This is a genomic window from Streptomyces sp. NPDC017676 (assembly GCF_044329325.1).
In the GTDB taxonomy this organism is placed as follows: domain Bacteria; phylum Actinomycetota; class Actinomycetes; order Streptomycetales; family Streptomycetaceae; genus Streptomyces.
On the sequence record NZ_JBIRJA010000014.1, the window covers coordinates 251,439 to 268,719 of the forward strand.

Here is a 17,281-nt window from a genome sequence, read left to right on the forward strand (position 1 = left end):
CATTCCCCCGTGCAGTGTCTGCGCAATGATCGCTGTCCGATACGGATCACCTACGCTCCGTAAATTAGCAATACGGGGGAACGGATGCAGTGGCAATCCCGACCATGCACGGAACTCTGTCCAGATGCGTGATGCTGATCATGGTCAGTTCGTTCCGTCCGGGACCAGCCCGATCTGAACCATGGGCTTCCCCCGCTTCCGAGAAACGAAGATCCCCCGCCCCGCCGGCATCGGCCGCGGTCGGACGCCGCCCAGCAGGTCGCCCTCGGCCGGGTCGCCCGCGAGGACCACGCCCTGGGCGCCGAGTTCCTTGATGCGCTGCATGAAGGACTCGTAACCGGCCCGGCCCGCGCCCGCGGTGGAGCGGGCGATGATGAAGCGGACGCCGACGTCGCGGGCGAACGGCAGCAGTTCCGTCAGGCCCGCCAGCGGGTTGCCGCTCGACGTGGACACGAGGTCGTAGTCGTCGATGACGACGTACACCGTGGGGCCCCGCCACCAGCTGCGGTTGCGCAGCTGCTCCGGGGTGACATCGGCGGTCGGGGTGCGGCGCTGCATCAGGTCGGCCAGTGCGTCCATGTGGTGCTGCATCTGGTTCGACATGGGGATGTACTCGGCCAGGTGCGACTTCGGGGTCACCCCGAGCAGCGAGCGGCGGTTGTCGACGACGAAGAGCTTGCAGGTGTTGCCGTCGTACCGCTCGGTCAGGCGCTTGATCAGCAGCTTCAGCAGGTTCGACTTGCCGGACTCGCTCTCCCCGAACACCAGGAAGAACGGGTCCTGTTCGAAGTCCACGAACACCGGCTCCAGGTTGTCCTCGTCGAGGGCGAAGGAGATGCCGCGGTTCGGGAAGCGGTCGCCCGGCGGAAGCTGCGTGGCCGGGAACTCACGGGGGAGCAGGCGGACCTCGGGCGCGCCCGGCTCCTGCCAGTGGCGGGTGACCTCGGCCGCGAGGGCGGTCGTCGCCTCCGCGAGGTCCGTGTCGGACGAGAGACCGTCGATGCGCGGGACCGCCGCCATGAAGTGCTGCTTCTGCGGGGTCTGACCGCGGCCCGGCACACCGGTGGGGACGTTCGCCGCGACCTTGCGGTCGATCTCGGAGTCCATGGGGTCGCCCAGCCGCAGCTCAAGGCGGTTCATCAGGTGGTCCTTGAGGTTCGCGCGGACCTCCATCGAGCGCGAGGCGGTCAGGACGAGGTGGATGCCGTAACCCAGGCCACGCGCGGCGATGTCCAGTACCAGCGGCTCAAGGGCCTCGTAGTCCGTGCGGAAGTTGCCCCAGCCGTCGATGACCAGGAAGACGTCACCCCAGGGCTGGTCGGTCACCGAGATGTCCCCGCGCGCGCGGCGGGTACGGAACTCCGCGATGGAGGAGATGCCCGCCGAGCGGAAGTACTCCTCGCGCCGGGTCATGACGCCGTACACCTCGGCCGCCGTGCGCCGGACCTTCTCCGGGTCCAGGCGGGACGCGACACCGCCCACGTGCGGCAGGCCGGCCACCGAGGCCATACCGCCACCACCGAAGTCCAGGCCGTAGAACTGGACTTCCCACGGGGTGTGGGTCAGCGCGAACGACGCGATGATCGAGCGCAGCAGCGTCGACTTGCCGGACTGCGGGCCGCCGATGATCTGCATGTGGCCGGCCGCGCCGCCGAAGTCCAGCCACAGCGGATCGCGCCGCTGCTCGTACGGCTTGTCGATCAGGCCGGCCGGGATGACCAGCCTGCCCGCGCCCTCGTAGCCCGGCTGGGTCATACCGCGGCCGGGCACCGGGGCGAGTCCCGGCAGCAGCGCGTCGAGCGAGGGCGGACTGTCCAGCGGGGGCAGCCACACCTGGTGGGCGGCCGGGCCCTGCGCCTCCAGACGCCGCACGATCACGTCGAGGACGGTGTCGGCGAGCGCGTCGTCCTGCCGCTTGCCGGTCTCCTCCTCCTGCCGCTGCTGCGGGATCGGCACGTACTGCACCGGGACCTCGGCCGCCGTGAACAGGACCGGCCTGCGGTCGACGGGGAGCGGGCCGCCGAGCGCCGCGGCCTGCTGGGAGCTGGTGCGGTACACCCCGGAGACGTACGCGGCCTTGAAGCGCACCATCTCGTCCGTGCCGAACTTCAGGAAGCCGGAACCCGGGACGTTCGGGAGCTCGTAGGCGTCCGGGACGCCGAGCGCGGCGCGGGACTCGGCCGCCGAGAACGTCCGCAGACCGATCCGGTAGGAGAGGTACGTCTCCAGGCCCCTCAGCCGGCCCTCCTCCAGGCGCTGCGAGGCCAGCAGCAGGTGCACGCCCAGCGATCGGCCGATACGGCCGATCTGCACGAACATCTCGATGAAGTCCGGCTTGGCGGTCAGCAGCTCGCTGAACTCGTCGATCACCAGGACGAGGGACGGGATCGGCTGCAGCGGGGCACCCGCCGCGCGCGCCTTCTCGTAGTCGTGGATGTTGGCGTAGTTGCCCGCGTCGCGGAGCATCTCCTGGCGGCGGTTCAGCTCACCGCGGATGGAGTCGCCCATGCGGTCGACGAGGGTGAGGTCGTCCGCGAGGTTGGTGATCACAGCCGCCACGTGCGGCAGCTGGGCCATGCCCGCGAACGTGGCACCGCCCTTGAAGTCGGCGAGGACGAAGTTCAGCGTCTCGGAGGAGTGGGTCACGGCCAGGCCGAGGACCAGGGTGCGCAGCAGCTCGGACTTGCCGGAACCGGTCGCACCGACGCACAGGCCGTGCGGGCCCATGCCCTCCTGCGCCGCCTCCTTGAGGTCGAGCATCACGGGCCGGCCGTCCTCACCGACACCGATCGGCACGCGCAGCCGCTCCGACTGCGAGCGGGGCCGCCAGGTCCGCTTGGGGTCGACCGACGCGGCGTCGCCCAGGTTCAGCAGGTCGGTGAACTCCAGGTTGGCGAGCAGCGGTTCGTCGTCGTCGCCGCCCGACGCCATGCGCAGCGGCGCCAGCTGACGCGCCAACGCCTCCGCCGCCTCGTACGAAAGGACGTCCGGTGTCCCCTCGTAGACCATGCCGTGGGCGGACTCCAGGCGCAGTTCCTTCGGCTGCACGACGACCGACAGGTCGCCGCGCCCGATGGTGAGGTCGCCCGGTACGACTTCCAGGACCGTCACGCCCTGCAGACCCTCGGGGCTGGCCAGCAAGGAGGTGGGCGGAAGGGAGACGCCGTCGAGCACCACCACCAGATGGGGCTGTTCGGCAACGGGCGGCCCGGACGGGTGGAAACGCGGACGGCCCTCCAGGCGGGAGGCGAGCCGGTCCTCCAACTCCACCGGGTCGGTGCTGATCAGACGCATGCTCCCGGCGCCGTCGGTGACGCCCGGAGCCTGCACGTGCGGCAGCCACTTGACCCACTCCCATTCGGGCGCCGACTCGCGCGCGGTGACAACGGCGATGACCAGGTCCTCGGGGGAGTGCAGGGAAGCGAGGGAGGCGGTGACGGCCCGGGCGGTGCCGCGCACGGTGCCCGGCTCGCCGCTGATCGTCACGTGGTAGAAGGCGCGCAGCGACACCGCCATCGGCAGGTCGTCGAGGGTGCTGTGCGTCGCCAGGAACCGCTGCATGGCGCCGGCGGTCAGCGGCTCCAGCTCGTCGACCGGGGCGGTCTGGGGCGGGATCAGGGGCGTGGCCAGGGCCTGCGGACCGAGTCCGACGCGCACCTGCCCGAAGTCCTCGTCGGCGGTGCGCCGTTCCCACACCCGGCTGCCCTCGGCGACCAGGGCCCACAGTTGCTCCGGCGAAGGGTGCAGGTAGTACTGGGTGTCGCGCTGGGACCGCGCGGTCTCCACGGCGGCGCGGCGGGTCTGCGACAGGTAACGCAGGTAGTCACGGCGCAGGTCGGCCATCTGTCCCTGATTGCCGCGGCGGTATCGGACGAGCATCGAGATGCCCATGGCGATCGTCGAGGCCACCATCACCAGGCCCATGATCTTCATGAAGGGCTGGGCCTGCGGGTTGAAGAAGAACACCACGGATCCGCCCATGCCCAGCATGGGCAGGAGCTGCATCAGTGCGCCTTCCTGCTGACCGCGCGGCAGTTCCGGCGGAGCCTGCAGTACGACCTCGTCCGTGGGCACTTCCTTCGGCAGCGCCCGCGGTGGGCGCTTGACGACGATGTGGCTCACTACGCACCAATTCCCTTGCCGGACCGAGATGTTTCATCCGTCGCCCCGTGTCAGACGGACGTCGATCGCGAACCGCGATCCTACTGACAACCACCGACAACGGCGGGCGGTAGGGTGCCGGTGAAGCGCGTGAGCAGTTGCGAATCGTTCCGGGAAAACCCGGGCAATCCGCACCTGTTCGAAGCGGGCGTCTCCCGCGGATCCCGGCCAGAACCGCTCGGTCGGCCGGTGGGGCGGGAAGGCGTCGCACAACCTACACAGCATCTTTACGGGCGGAAGGTGCGCGGTGGCACCATGGGCCGCCCCACCACCGACGAGGGGGAACAGCAGGTGAGCATGACGGCCTCCGCGCCGGCCGGCGCGACCGGTGGACCGGGCACCGGAGCCCCTTCCGGGGCGGGCATGGGCTTCGGCTTCTGCCGCGTCACCATCGTGGCGCCCGACAGCCGCATCGACGTCGCGCTGCCCGACGACGTACCGGTCGCCGACCTCTACCCGGAGATCCTGCGCCTGTCCCAGCAGAGCCCCGCCGAGGGCGCTCCGGTCGGCTACCACCTCGTACGCCGTGACGGCACCGTCCTCGACGGCGCCCGGTCCTTCACGGCCCAGCGCATCCTCGACGGCGAGCTGCTCACCTTGCGCCCGTTCGCCGAGTCGCTGCCCCCGGCCGTCCTCGACGACGTCTCCGAGGCGGTGGCCGCCGCGGTCACCCGCGACCGCACCCTGTGGAGCGGCGACCTCACCCGCGCCGCCGGTCTCGTCGCGGGCGGCATCCTGCCCGCGCTGCTCGCGTTCGTGGCCTGGAGCTCGCAGGTCCGGCACGACATGCACAGCCTGCAGGGCATCATCGCGGGCGTCTGCGGCATCCTGCTCGTCACGATCGCGTGCGTACGCGCGCGTGTGTACGACGACCGGGGCTCCGCCGTCGCGCTGGGACTCGGCGCCCTGCCCAACGTGGCCGTGGCCGGCTCGGGCCTGCTGTCGCTGTCCGCCGGTGAGGGCATCGGGCGGCTGCAGTTCCTGCTCGCCTGCACGGCCGTCCTGGTCGCCTCCCTGGTCCTCACCCTGGTGTCGCCGGGCGGCGACGGACCCTTCGTGGCGTTCCTCTTCGCCTCCGCCGTCGGTCTGCTCACGACCTTCGTCGCGATCCTCACCGAGCTGAAGCCCATCGAGACGGCCGCCGTCTGCGCCCCGCTCTCCGTCGTGGCGCTGGCCTTCCTCCCGGGCCTGTCCATGCGTTTCGCCCGGCTGCCCATCGGCTTCGAACCGCCCAACCCCTCCCGCGGCGGCTACGACACCGGCGAGCCCGCGCCCCAGGAGCCCGTGGACGCCGAGCGCGTGGCCGCGCAGGCCCGCCGCGGCCACGAACTCCTCGTCGGCCTCGTCGGCGGCTGCGCTCTCGTCGCCGTGGGAGCGTCCATCGTCCTCGGCTTCTCCAGCGACATCTGGGCCCAGCTGCTGGCTCTCGCGACCGGCGTGGCGATGCTCATGCGGGCGCACCTGTTCCGCTACACCGCACAGGTCGGCGCCACCCTGGCCGCGGGCCTCGCCGCCATCGTCTTCCTCGGCCTGGGGCTGGCCCTGAACCCGCCGCGGGACTACCTGATCGACGCACTCCGGGGTGACACCCTGGCCCTCGACATCCGGAGCGTCTGGCTCGCCGCCGCCGTCGCCGCGGCCACCGCCCTGGTCACCGCGATCGCCCTGATCACCCCACGGCGCGGGGTCGCCCCCTTCTGGGGGCGCTTCCTGGAGATCGCCGAGAGCTTCGTCCTGCTCACGTTGATCCCGCTGGCCCTGGCCGTCTTCGACGTGTACGCGCAGGCGCGGGCCATGACCAGCTAGGAGCCGGCCGCCGCAAGCGGGCCGTCGTCGGCGGGCAGCCGGCCGCCGCAAGCGGGCGTCACCGGCGGGGAGCCGGACAGTCAAAAGGGCGGCACGCGCGCGTGCCGCCCTTTCTCATGCACAGCTCACTGCACGTCTGCACAGCTCACTGCACGTCTGCACAGCTCACTGCACGTCCAACCCTCCGTTGTGAGCCATGGGCGTCAGATCGAACTCCCCGTCCCGAGCCCCCAGCACGAACGCCCGCCACTCCGCCTCGGTGTAGCGCAGCACCGTGTCCGGGTCGAGCGAGGACCGCATCGCCACCGCCCCGCCGGGCAGGTACGCGATCTCGACCCGCTCCTCGTGCTCCTCCGTGCCCGGCGCGCAGTGCCACTCGACGCCCGAGATGTCGAGGGCGTACAGCTCGTCCCGCTCCCGCTCCTTGCGCGCCTTGATCTCCGCTTCCGTTTCCGCCATCGTGCAGCGACCCCTTCCCGAGGTAGGTACGGTCCCGGCGCTCACCCTAGTGGCCGCGACCGCCCCACCAGGGTGGTTCGCCGACCGGGCGCAAGGTCCCCGCCATCGCCTGGTACCCTGAGTGACGGCCGTTTGTGTACGCACCCCCGGAACCGCCCCGTGCTCGTTCTGGAGGCCGCGCCCAGCGGATCCCCGCCTCCCGAGTAACGGAAGCTCCCCCGAGACGTAGACCGGGGGCACTCGGTGGCACTCAACAGACTATGAGGAGTACGCGTGTCGCTCGACGCCGCTACGAAGAAGCAGATCATCGCCGAGTTCGGTACCAAGGAGGGTGACACCGGCTCCCCCGAGGTCCAGGTCGCTCTGCTCTCCCGTCGGATCTCCGACCTGACCGAGCACCTCAAGACCCACAAGCACGACCACCACTCCCGCCGTGGCCTGCTGATCCTCGTCGGTCAGCGCCGCCGCCTTCTGCAGTACCTGGCGAAGAAGGACATCCAGCGTTTCCGTGCGCTGGTCGACCGCCTCGGCATCCGCCGCGGTGCGGCGGGCGCCCGGTAAGACGCCATGAGGGGAGCGGTTCCCGAACGTACTCGGGGGCCGCTCCCTTTGCCGTATGCGGGGCCCCGCCGCGCACACGGAAGCCTCCGCGGGATGTGCGGAGACGTGCGGAGTGTCACTCACGCTTTGTAGTGTGGTAGCACAACGCAATACGCACGACACGGAACGACGTACGCCACAGCACGACGGGGTACGTGACAGAACGAGGAGGAGCGCACCCAGCCGCCGCCGGTCCTCGGTAGTGGCCCCCGGGGGGAAGCGAGCCCCGGGTGCTTCGATCGAAGACCGGCCCGCACCGCACGGAGCGCTTCTCCGCCACCGTCCCCCTGCCACACGGGCAGCCAAGGGACGAAAGACGATACGTAACGGAGAAAACGCTAGTGGAGAACGAGACCCACTACGCCGAGGCCGTCATTGACAACGGTCCCTTCGGCACCCGCACCATCCGCTTCGAGACGGGCCGCCTGGCCAAGCAGGCCGCCGGCTCCGCCGTGGCGTACCTGGACGACGACACCATGGTGCTGTCGGCCACCACCGCCTCCAAGAACCCCAAGGACCAGCTCGACTTCTTCCCGCTGACGGTGGACGTCGAGGAGCGGATGTACGCCGCCGGCAAGATCCCCGGCAGCTTCTTCCGCCGTGAGGGCCGGCCGTCCGAGGACGCCATCCTCACCTGCCGCCTCATCGACCGTCCGCTGCGCCCGTCCTTCAAGAAGGGCCTGCGCAACGAGATCCAGGTCGTCGCCACGATCATGGCGCTCAACCCCGACCACCTGTACGACGTCGTGGCGATCAACGCCGCGTCCGCGTCCACGCAGCTGGCCGGTCTGCCCTTCTCCGGTCCGATCGGCGGCGTCCGCGTCGCGCTGATCCGCGGCCAGTGGGTGGCGTTCCCGACGCACACCGAACTGGAGGACGCCGTCTTCGACATGGTCGTCGCCGGTCGCGTCCTGGAGGACGGCGACGTCGCGATCATGATGGTCGAGGCCGAGGCCACCGAGAAGACCATCAAGCTGGTCGAGGGTGGTGCCGAGGCGCCGACCGAGGAGGTCGTCGCCGCCGGTCTGGAGGCCGCCAAGCCCTTCATCAAGGTCCTGTGCCGCGCGCAGGCCGACCTCGCCGCCAAGGCCGCCAAGCCGACCGCCGAGTTCCCGATCTTCCTGGACTACCAGGACGACGTGTTCGAGGCGCTGACCGCGGCGGTCCGCCCCGAGCTGGCCCAGGCGCTCACCATCGCCGGCAAGCAGGAGCGCGAGGCCGAGCTGGACCGCGTCAAGGGTCTGGCCGCCGAGAAGCTCCTGCCGGAGTTCGAGGGCCGGGAGAAGGAGATCTCCGCCGCGTACCGCTCGCTCACCAAGCAGCTGGTCCGCGAGCGCGTGATCAAGGAGAAGAAGCGCATCGACGGCCGCGGTGTCACCGACATCCGCACCCTGGCCGCCGAGGTCGAGGCCATCCCGCGGGTCCACGGCTCCGCGCTGTTCGAGCGTGGCGAGACCCAGATCCTGGGCGTCACCACCCTCAACATGCTCCGCATGGAGCAGCAGCTGGACACCCTCTCCCCGGTGACCCGCAAGCGCTACATGCACAACTACAACTTCCCGCCGTACTCCACCGGTGAGACCGGCCGCGTCGGCTCCCCGAAGCGCCGCGAGATCGGCCACGGCGCCCTCGCCGAGCGCGCCCTCGTGCCGGTGCTGCCGACGCGCGAGGAGTTCCCGTACGCGATCCGTCAGGTGTCCGAGGCCCTCGGCTCCAACGGCTCGACGTCCATGGGCTCGGTCTGCGCCTCCACCATGTCGCTGCTGAACGCCGGTGTGCCGCTGAAGGCCCCGGTCGCCGGTATCGCCATGGGCCTGATCTCCCAGGAGATCGACGGCGAGACGCACTACGTCACCCTCACCGACATCCTCGGTGCGGAGGACGCCTTCGGCGACATGGACTTCAAGGTCGCCGGCACCAAGGACTTCGTGACCGCCCTCCAGCTCGACACCAAGCTGGACGGCATCCCGGCCTCCGTCCTGGCCGCGGCCCTCAAGCAGGCCCGCGACGCCCGCCTCCACATCCTCGACGTGATGATGGAGGCCATCGACCGGCCCGACGAGATGAGCCCGCACGCTCCGCGGATCATCACCGTCAAGATCCCGGTCGACAAGATCGGTGAGGTCATCGGCCCCAAGGGCAAGATGATCAACCAGATCCAGGAGGACACGGGCGCCGAGATCACCATCGAGGACGACGGCACGATCTACATCGGCGCCGCCGACGGCCCCTCCGCCGAGGCCGCCCGCACCACGATCAACGGCATCGCCAACCCGACGATGCCCGAGGTCGGCGAGCGGTACCTGGGTACGGTCGTCAAGACGACCACCTTCGGTGCGTTCGTCTCCCTGCTGCCCGGCAAGGACGGTCTGCTGCACATCTCGCAGATCCGCAAGCTCGCCGGCGGCAAGCGCGTGGAGAACGTCGAGGACGTGCTCGGCGTGGGCCAGAAGGTCCAGGTCGAGATCGCCGAGATCGACTCCCGCGGCAAGCTCTCCCTCGTTCCGGTGATCGAGGGCGAGGAAGGCAACGAGCAGGACAAGGACGACGCCGAGCAGTGACGTCCCGTGGCTCCAAGGTGACGGCCCGCCCCTCTTCGGAGGCGCGGGCCGTCGCCCGTACCCAAACCCTCATCAAGGGCACCGGCGGCATCGGCACGGTCCGCAGGACCACCCTCCCCGGCGGCCTGCGCGTCGTCACCGAGACCCTGCCCTCCGTCCGCTCCGCCACCTTCGGCATCTGGGCGCACGTCGGCTCCCGCGACGAGACCCCGTCGCTGAACGGCGCGACGCACTACCTGGAGCACCTGCTCTTCAAGGGCACGGCCCGCCGCAGCGCGCTCGACATCTCCTCCGCGCTCGACGCGGTGGGCGGCGAGATGAACGCGTTCACGGCCAAGGAGTACACGTGCTACTACGCGCGCGTGCTCGACACCGACCTGCCCCTCGCCATCGACGTCGTCTGCGACATGCTGACCGGCTCGCTGATCCGCGAGGAGGACGTCGACGTCGAGCGCGGCGCGATCCTCGAAGAGATCGCCATGACCGAGGACGACCCGGGCGACTGCGTGCACGACCTGTTCGCGCACACCATGTTCGGCGACAACGCCCTCGGCCGCCCGGTGCTCGGCACGGTCGACACGGTCAACGCCCTCACCGCCGACCGCATCCGCCGCTTCTACCGCAAGCACTACGACCCGACCCACCTCGTGGTCGCCTGCGCGGGCAACATCGACCACAACAAGGTCGTACGACAGGTCCGCGCGGCCTTCGAGAAGGCGGGCGCCCTCCGCGACCCGGACGCGGAGCCCATCGCCCCGCGCGATGGCCGCCGTACGATCCGCACCTCCGGCAAGGTCGAACTGCTCGCCCGCAAGACCGAGCAGGCGCACGTCGTCCTCGGCATGCCGGGCATCGCCCGCGCCGACGACCGCCGCTGGGCCATGGGCGTGCTCAACACCGCCCTCGGCGGCGGCATGTCCTCCCGCCTCTTCCAGGAGGTCAGGGAGAAGCGCGGCCTCGCCTACAGCGTGTACTCGTACACGTCCGCCTTCGCGGACTGCGGCCTGTTCGGCGTCTACGCCGGCTGCCGGCCCAGCCAGGTGCACGACGTCCTGCGGATCTGCCGCGACGAACTCGACCACGTCGCGCAGAACGGCCTCTCGGACGACGAGATCGCCCGCGCCATCGGCCAGCTGCGGGGCTCCACGGTCCTGGGCCTGGAGGACACCGGCGCGCTGATGAACCGTATCGGCAAGAGCGAGCTGTGCTGGGGCGAGCAGATGTCCGTGGACGACATGCTCGCGAAGATGGAGGCGGTCACCCCGGACGAGGTCCGCGAGGTCGCCCGCGACATCCTGGGACAGCGCCCGTCGCTGTCGGTCATCGGCCCGCTCAAGGACAAGCAGGGCTCCCGGCTGCACGACGCGGTCGCCTGAAACACCACCGGTTAGGAAACAGGAACATGAGCAAGCTGCGCGTGGCGGTCCTCGGCGCCAAGGGCCGGATCGGGTCGGAGGCGGCCAAGGCGGTCGAGGCCGCCGAGGACATGGAGCTGGTCGCCGCCCTCGGCCGCGGCGACAAGCTGGAGACGCTGGCGGAGACCGGCGCCCAGGTCGCCGTCGAGCTGACCACCCCCGCCTCGGTCATGGGCAACCTGGACTTCTGCGTGCGCCACGGCATCCACGCCGTCGTCGGTACGACGGGCTGGACCGAGGACCGCCTCGCGCAGCTGAAGGGCTGGCTCGCCCAGTCCCCGGAGACCGGCGTGCTCATCGCGCCGAACTTCTCCATCGGAGCCGTGCTGACGATGAAGTTCGCACAGATCGCCGCGCCGTACTTCGAGTCGGTGGAGGTGGTCGAGCTGCACCACCCGAACAAGGTGGACGCACCGAGCGGTACGGCCACGCGCACGGCCCAGCTCATCGCCGAGGCCCGCCGGGCGGCCGGGACGGCGCCGGCGCCGGACGCCACCGTAACGGCCCTGGAGGGCGCGCGGGGCGCCAGCGTCGACGGCGTCCCCGTGCACGCGGTCCGCCTGCGCGGCCTGCTGGCCCACCAGGAGGTGCTGCTCGGCGGCGAGGGCGAGACCCTCACCATCCGCCACGACTCCCTGCACCACAGCAGCTTCATGCCGGGCATCCTGCTCGGCGCGCGCCGTGTGGTGACCACTCCGGGCCTGACCTTCGGGCTGGAGAACTTCCTGGACCTGAGCTGAGACGACCGAGCCGAGACAGACGCTCCGATGCGCGCGAAGATCACCTACCTCATCACGGCCGCCGTCCTGGTCTTCTATTTCGTCCTGGTCGGCAGCCGTGGCGTGATGCTCATCCAGTCCGGCACGGTCGTCACCGTCATCTTCGGCGTGGCGGTGCTGATCCTGCCGCTCATCGGCCTGTGGTTCCTGTGGAAGAACACCCAGTTCGTCCGCAAGGCGAACCAGCTCGCCGCGGAACTCGACGCCGAGGGCGGCCTGCCGGTCGACGAGCTCAGGCGCCTGCCCAGCGGCCGGATCGACCGCGACTCGGCCGACGAGGTGTTCGCCAAGCGCAAGTCGGAGACGGAGGCGTCCCCGGACGACTGGCGCTGCTGGTTCCGCCTGGCCGTCGCCTACCACGACGCCCGCGACACCCCCCGTGCCCGCAAGGCGATGCAGAGGGCCATCGCCCTGCACGACGGGAAGCCGGTCCAGGCCGCCTGACGGCGCGCCCTCGCCCGACCGCGCACCGCACCGTTCGCTCAGCGGCCCCCGTACTCCGCCGCCCACGCCTCCACCGCGTCCGCCGCCCGGTCGAAGGCCATCGGCCGGCCGAGGAAGTCCAGGCCGTGCGTGGTGAGCAGCGGCGGGGTGTCCTCCGGACGCCGGTCCTTGCGCACGAGCGCCAGCGCCTGCCCCTGCACCGTGCGCGGCAGACCCAGCCAGCGCACCGGCTGCTGCACCGTCCGCACCGAGACCACCCGCGCCCACGGCGCCGTCCGCGTGACCAGGAAGCCGGTCCGGCGCAGTCCGCGCCGGCTCACCCACACGCCCATGCGCAGCAGCCGCAGCGCGCCGACGACGATCGCCAGGCCCACGCCGAGGACCACCCCGGCGTCGGCCGGCGAGCCGGTGAGCGCGGTGAGCACGGCGGCGAACAGGACGAACGAGGCGAGCAGCAGCACGAGCGCGGCCACACCCACTCGCCAGGGACCGGGCCGGTACGGGCGCCGCCAGCGGTCCGGGTCGTCGTACGGCAGCGCACTCTCGGCCGTCGTCTCGAAGGTGCGGTCGGCCGTCAGGAAGGGCAGGGGCACGGCTGGTCCTCACTCGGTCCTCACGGGGGCTGTGCCGGTGAGGCTATCCGGCCCGGTTCCCGCTCACCAGCCTTGAGCGTCCGGAAGGGGCAGTGCCCGCGTTCAGTGTCCCTGGGACGCCTGGGACTGCTGAGCCGGCGTATCCGACGGCGTGGAGAGCGCCGGCATGCCCAGGACCAGGGCACCTGTGAGCCCGGCGACGATGGTGAGGCCCAGCAGCCAGCGCCCGGCCATCTCGCCGAACGACGCACGCCGGCGGGGCGGGGGAGTGACATTGCTGCGGAACCTGTCCGCCTCGGCCAGGAAGGCGAAGGGTACGGGCTCGCGCCGACCGAACATGTTGGGTGCCGCTCCTCTCGGGGATTGGTGATCGAATGTGCAGACCTCACCGATACAGACGATCGAGTGACACAAAAGGTGCCCATGTCCGAAAAAATCGCGGCTGCGTTCTTTGAGGCGAGGTGGTGCTGCCAGGCCCCGCCGGGTGCCCCCGTAAGGTGGTCGCAACCACCGAAGTGATGGGAAGGACCCCAACCCCCGTGACCACCCCCGAGTCGCTCACGTTCCGCAGTGACGTCACCGTCGAGCTGGTGAAGTCCAGCGCTTCGGACGCGGACGTGCTCTTCGCCGCCCGCGTCTCCACCGCCGGCGAGCAGTCCCTGGACGAACTGAAGAAGGACCCCGAGCGCTCCAAGGGCCTGATCAACTACCTGATGCGCGACCGGCACGGCAGCCCGTTCGAGCACAACTCGATGACGTTCTTCATCAGCGCCCCGATCTTCGTCTTCCGCGAGTTCATGCGGCACCGGGTCGGCTGGTCGTACAACGAGGAGTCGGGCCGCTACCGGGAGCTCCAGCCGGTCTTCTACGTCCCCGGCTCCGACCGCAAGCTCGTCCAGCAGGGCCGCCCCGGCAAGTACGTCTTCGTCGAGGGCACCCCGGCCCAGCACGAGGCCGTGAGCAGCACCCTGCGGGAGTCGTACGAGCAGGGTTACGCGGCCTACCAGAAGCTGCTCGCCGAGGGCGTCGCGCGCGAGGTGGCCCGCGCGGCCCTCCCCGTCGGCCTCTACTCCTCGATGTACGCCACCTGCAACGCGCGCTCCCTGATGCACTTCCTCGGCCTGCGCACCCAGCACGAGCTGGCCAAGGTGCCGTCCTTCCCGCAGCGGGAGATCGAGATGGTGGGCGAGAAGATGGAGGCGGAGTGGGCGAAGCTCATGCCGCTGACGTACGCCGCCTTCAACGCGAACGGGCGTGTGGCCCCTTAACGAAGCCTTGTTCCCCTGCCGGGAACGGATGTACGGGTCAGCCTGGCGAAGTGTCCGTATTGCGGCATTTAGAGAAGTTCATCTAGCCTGATCAAACGGACCCGGCACTGCTTGAACCCCCGAGCAGGCAGTGCCGGGCTCCATCTTTGTCCTGACTTTCCCGACACCCCGAGGGCACATCCCGCATCGAGCACCGAGTAGCGTGTTACCCATGGCTCCGACCTCGACTCCGCAGACCCCCTTCGGGCGGGTCCTCACCGCCATGGTCACGCCCTTCACGGCGGACGGCGCACTCGACCTCGACGGCGCGCAGCGACTCGCCGCCCACCTGGTGGACGCAGGCAACGACGGCCTGATCATCAACGGCACCACCGGCGAGTCCCCCACCACCAGTGACGCGGAGAAATCGGACCTCGTACGAGCCGTCCTGGAGGCCGTCGGCGACCGCGCCCACGTGGTGGCCGGAGTCGGCACCAACGACACCCACCACAGCATCGAGCTGGCCCGCGAAGCGGAGCGAATCGGCGCCCACGGCCTCCTGGTCGTCACGCCGTACTACAACAAGCCCCCGCAGGAGGGCCTGTACCGGCACTTCACGGCGGTCGCCGACGCCACCGGCCTGCCGGTCATGCTCTACGACATCCCCGGCCGCAGCGGCGTCCCGATCAACACGGAGACCCTCGTCCGGCTCGCCGAGCACCCCCGGATCGTCGCCAACAAGGACGCCAAGGGCGACCTCGGCCGCGCAAGCTGGGCCATCGCCCAGTCCGGCCTCGCCTGGTACTCCGGCGACGACATGCTCAACCTCCCGCTGCTCTCCGTGGGCGCGGTCGGCTTCGTCTCCGTCGTCGGCCACCTGGTCACCCCCGACCTGCGCGCCCTGGTGGACGCCTACACCTCGGGTGACGTCGTCAAGGCCACGGAGATCCACCAGAAGCTGCTCCCGGTCTACACCGGCATGTTCCGCACCCAGGGAGTCATGACCACCAAGGCCGCCCTGGCCCTCCAGGGACTGCCGGCCGGAACGCTGCGTTCGCCGATGGTCGAGTGTTCGCCCGAGGAGATCGCGCAGCTCAAGATCGATCTTGCCGCCGGCGGGGTACAGCTCTGACAACAGACTTGGCACCACAGGGGCTTCACAACTGAAGAACAACAGAAGACGCAGGCCACCGGTGCCTGCAACAGACAACGACAACTGCTTCCGCACGAACGTCATGCGCGCCACGTGCCGTACCGGTACGTGGCGCGCGTGGTGAGGAGAGTCTTTTGAGTCATCCGCATCCTGAGCTCGGCCCGCCCCCGCCGCTCCCCGAGGGGGGCCTGCGGGTCACCCCGCTCGGCGGCCTCGGCGAGATCGGCCGAAACATGACGGTGTTCGAGTACGGCGGTCGCCTGCTGATCGTCGACTGCGGAGTGCTCTTCCCCGAGGAGGAGCAGCCCGGAATCGACCTGATCCTGCCGGACTTCTCGTCCATCCGGGACCGCCTCGACGACATCGAGGGCATCGTCCTCACGCACGGCCACGAGGACCACATCGGCGGCGTCCCCTTCCTGCTCCGCGAGAAGCCGGACATCCCGCTGATCGGCTCCAAGCTCACCCTCGCGCTGATCGAGGCCAAGCTCCAGGAGCACCGGATCCGCCCGTACACCCTGGAGGTGGCGGAGGGGAACCGCGAGCGCATCGGCCCCTTCGACTGCGAGTTCGTCGCCGTCAACCACTCCATCCCGGACGCCCTGGCCGTCGCCGTCCGCACCCCCGCCGGCATGGTGGTGCACACCGGCGACTTCAAGATGGACCAGCTCCCGCTGGACAACCGCCTCACGGACCTGCACGCCTTCGCGCGGCTGAGCGAAGAGGGCATCGACCTCCTCCTCTCCGACTCGACGAACGCCGAGGTCCCGGGCTTCACCCCGCACGAGCGCGACATCTCCAACGTCCTGCGGCAGGTCTTCGCCGGCGCCCGCAAGCGGATCATCGTGGCGAGCTTCGCCAGCCATGTCCACCGCATCCAGCAGATTCTGGACGCGGCCCACGAGTACGGCCGCCGGGTCGCCTTCGTCGGCCGCTCCATGGTCCGCAACATGGGCATCGCCCGCGACCTCGGCTACCTGAAGGTGCCGCCGGGCCTGGTGGTCGACGTCAAGACGCTGGACGACCTGCCCGACCACGAGGTGGTCCTCGTCTGCACGGGCTCCCAGGGCGAACCGATGGCGGCCCTGTCCCGCATGGCCAACCGGGACCACCAGATCCGCATCGTCGAGGGCGACACGGTCATCCTCGCGTCCTCGCTGATCCCCGGGAACGAGAACGCGGTCTACCGCGTGATCAACGGCCTGACCCGCTGGGGCGCCAACGTCGTCCACAAGGGGAACGCCAAGGTGCACGTCTCCGGCCACGCATCCGCGGGCGAGCTGCTGTACTTCTACAACATCTGCCGCCCGAAGAACCTGATGCCGGTACACGGCGAGTGGCGCCACCTGAGGGCGAACGCCGAGCTGGGCGCCCTGACCGGCGTCCCGCACGACCGGATCGTCATCGCCGAGGACGGCGTGGCCGTCGACCTGGTCGAGGGCAAGGCGAAGATCTCCGGCAAGGTCCAGGCGGGCTACGTCTACGTCGACGGCCTCTCGGTCGGCGACGTCGGTGAGCCGGCGCTGAAGGACCGGAAGATCCTCGGCGACGAGGGCATCATCTCGGTGTTCGTGGTCGTGGACGCCTCCACCGGCAAGATCACCGGTGGCCCGCACGTCCAGGCCCGCGGCTCCGGCATCGAGGACTCGGCCTTCGCCGATGTCCTCCCGAAGATCACCGAGGTCCTGGAGCGGTCCGCCCAGGACGGCGTCGTGGAGCCCCACCAGCTTCAGCAACTGGTCCGCCGGACCCTCGGCAAGTGGGTCTCGGACACCTATCGCCGCAGGCCGATGATCCTGCCGGTGGTCGTGGAGGTCTGACGCCTCGTCGGTCCGAACCAGGAGCGGGGCGCCTCGATTTGCATCGGGGCGCCCCGCTCCAGTACGTTTACGGCTCCGCCCAACCGGGAACCCCAGCACTTCACGCGCTGGACACGGACGACCGGAGCGGGTGGGAAAACCGACTCAGAACTTCTGATAAAGTCGGAACCGCCGGAAAGGGAAACGCGAGAGCGGGAACCTGGAAAGCACCGAGGAAATCGGATCGCGAAACGGTCTGATAGA

At 70.1% G+C, this 17,281-nt stretch carries 13 protein-coding genes; 9 read left to right on the forward strand and 4 right to left on the reverse strand.

The window, feature by feature from the left end; genetic code table 11:
* Positions 1-144 precede the first annotated feature (144 nt).
* Positions 145-4,122 carry a type VII secretion protein EccCa gene (gene eccCa / locus ACH4LD_RS29360; protein ID WP_398057073.1) on the reverse strand — a complete coding sequence of 1,326 codons (3,978 nt, stop codon included), beginning with the start codon at positions 4,120-4,122 and terminating at the stop codon, positions 145-147.
* A gap of 336 nt (positions 4,123-4,458) precedes the next feature.
* On the opposite strand from eccCa, the gene eccD reads away from it, so the two are divergent.
* Positions 4,459-5,967: a type VII secretion integral membrane protein EccD gene (gene eccD, locus ACH4LD_RS29365; RefSeq protein ID WP_398057220.1), complete on the forward strand. Its 1,509-nt coding sequence runs from the start codon at positions 4,459-4,461 to the stop codon at positions 5,965-5,967.
* A gap of 165 nt (positions 5,968-6,132) precedes the next feature.
* On the opposite strand, the gene ACH4LD_RS29370 is transcribed toward eccD, so the two are convergent.
* Entirely contained in the window at positions 6,133-6,426 is a 294-nt protein-coding gene (locus tag ACH4LD_RS29370; protein WP_132788744.1) for a DUF397 domain-containing protein, read from the reverse strand.
* A gap of 273 nt (positions 6,427-6,699) precedes the next feature.
* On the opposite strand from ACH4LD_RS29370, the gene rpsO reads away from it, so the two are divergent.
* The 5 genes from rpsO to ACH4LD_RS29395 all read left to right on the forward strand — a co-directional run bounded on the left by rpsO (position 6,700) and on the right by ACH4LD_RS29395 (position 12,225).
* Complete coding sequence (rpsO, locus tag ACH4LD_RS29375; protein WP_103811073.1) at positions 6,700-6,987, forward strand: 30S ribosomal protein S15; 288 nt, start codon at positions 6,700-6,702, stop codon at positions 6,985-6,987.
* A 380-nt stretch (positions 6,988-7,367) separates the two neighbouring features.
* Positions 7,368-9,587 carry a polyribonucleotide nucleotidyltransferase gene (locus ACH4LD_RS29380; protein WP_132788743.1) on the forward strand — a complete coding sequence of 740 codons (2,220 nt, stop codon included), beginning with the start codon at positions 7,368-7,370 and terminating at the stop codon, positions 9,585-9,587.
* On the forward strand, positions 9,584-10,963 hold the full coding sequence (locus tag ACH4LD_RS29385; RefSeq protein WP_398057072.1) for a M16 family metallopeptidase: 1,380 nt from the start codon (positions 9,584-9,586) through the stop codon (positions 10,961-10,963). Before ACH4LD_RS29380 ends, ACH4LD_RS29385 begins: the two co-directional genes overlap by 4 nt.
* A gap of 26 nt (positions 10,964-10,989) precedes the next feature.
* Positions 10,990-11,742: a 4-hydroxy-tetrahydrodipicolinate reductase gene (dapB, locus tag ACH4LD_RS29390; protein WP_132788741.1), complete on the forward strand. Its 753-nt coding sequence runs from the start codon at positions 10,990-10,992 to the stop codon at positions 11,740-11,742.
* A gap of 27 nt (positions 11,743-11,769) precedes the next feature.
* Positions 11,770-12,225: a hypothetical protein gene (locus ACH4LD_RS29395; protein WP_398057070.1), complete on the forward strand. Its 456-nt coding sequence runs from the start codon at positions 11,770-11,772 to the stop codon at positions 12,223-12,225.
* Between the two features lie 38 nt (positions 12,226-12,263).
* On the opposite strand, the gene ACH4LD_RS29400 is transcribed toward ACH4LD_RS29395, so the two are convergent.
* The gene (locus ACH4LD_RS29400; RefSeq protein ID WP_103811068.1) at positions 12,264-12,818 is read right to left on the reverse strand and encodes a hypothetical protein; all 555 of its coding nucleotides are present in this window, start codon (positions 12,816-12,818) and stop codon (positions 12,264-12,266) included.
* 102 nt (positions 12,819-12,920) lie between these two features.
* Complete coding sequence (locus tag ACH4LD_RS29405) at positions 12,921-13,157, reverse strand: hypothetical protein (protein WP_132788738.1); 237 nt, start codon at positions 13,155-13,157, stop codon at positions 12,921-12,923.
* A 179-nt stretch (positions 13,158-13,336) separates the two neighbouring features.
* Between ACH4LD_RS29405 and thyX the strand changes: the two genes are divergently transcribed.
* The 3 genes from thyX to ACH4LD_RS29420 all read left to right on the forward strand — a co-directional run bounded on the left by thyX (position 13,337) and on the right by ACH4LD_RS29420 (position 17,038).
* Positions 13,337-14,086: an FAD-dependent thymidylate synthase gene (thyX, locus tag ACH4LD_RS29410; RefSeq protein WP_132788737.1), complete on the forward strand. Its 750-nt coding sequence runs from the start codon at positions 13,337-13,339 to the stop codon at positions 14,084-14,086.
* Positions 14,087-14,297: 211 nt separating this feature from the next.
* A complete protein-coding gene (gene dapA, locus ACH4LD_RS29415) occupies positions 14,298-15,197 on the forward strand; it encodes a 4-hydroxy-tetrahydrodipicolinate synthase (protein ID WP_398057068.1) in 900 nt (299 codons plus the stop codon).
* A gap of 155 nt (positions 15,198-15,352) precedes the next feature.
* On the forward strand, positions 15,353-17,038 hold the full coding sequence (locus ACH4LD_RS29420; protein WP_398057067.1) for a ribonuclease J: 1,686 nt from the start codon (positions 15,353-15,355) through the stop codon (positions 17,036-17,038).
* Positions 17,039-17,281 lie beyond the last annotated feature (243 nt).

Coding starts and splice junctions, on each gene's coding strand:
- eccD (WP_398057220.1), top strand. CDS start 4,459: ATGACGGCCTCCGCGCCGGCCGGCGCGACCGGTGGACCGGGCACCGGA.
- ACH4LD_RS29370 (WP_132788744.1), bottom strand. CDS start 6,426: ATGGCGGAAACGGAAGCGGAGATCAAGGCGCGCAAGGAGCGGGAGCGG.
- dapB (WP_132788741.1), top strand. CDS start 10,990: ATGAGCAAGCTGCGCGTGGCGGTCCTCGGCGCCAAGGGCCGGATCGGG.
- ACH4LD_RS29395 (WP_398057070.1), top strand. CDS start 11,770: ATGCGCGCGAAGATCACCTACCTCATCACGGCCGCCGTCCTGGTCTTC.
- ACH4LD_RS29405 (WP_132788738.1), bottom strand. CDS start 13,157: ATGTTCGGTCGGCGCGAGCCCGTACCCTTCGCCTTCCTGGCCGAGGCG.
- thyX (WP_132788737.1), top strand. CDS start 13,337: ATGGGAAGGACCCCAACCCCCGTGACCACCCCCGAGTCGCTCACGTTC.
- dapA (WP_398057068.1), top strand. CDS start 14,298: ATGGCTCCGACCTCGACTCCGCAGACCCCCTTCGGGCGGGTCCTCACC.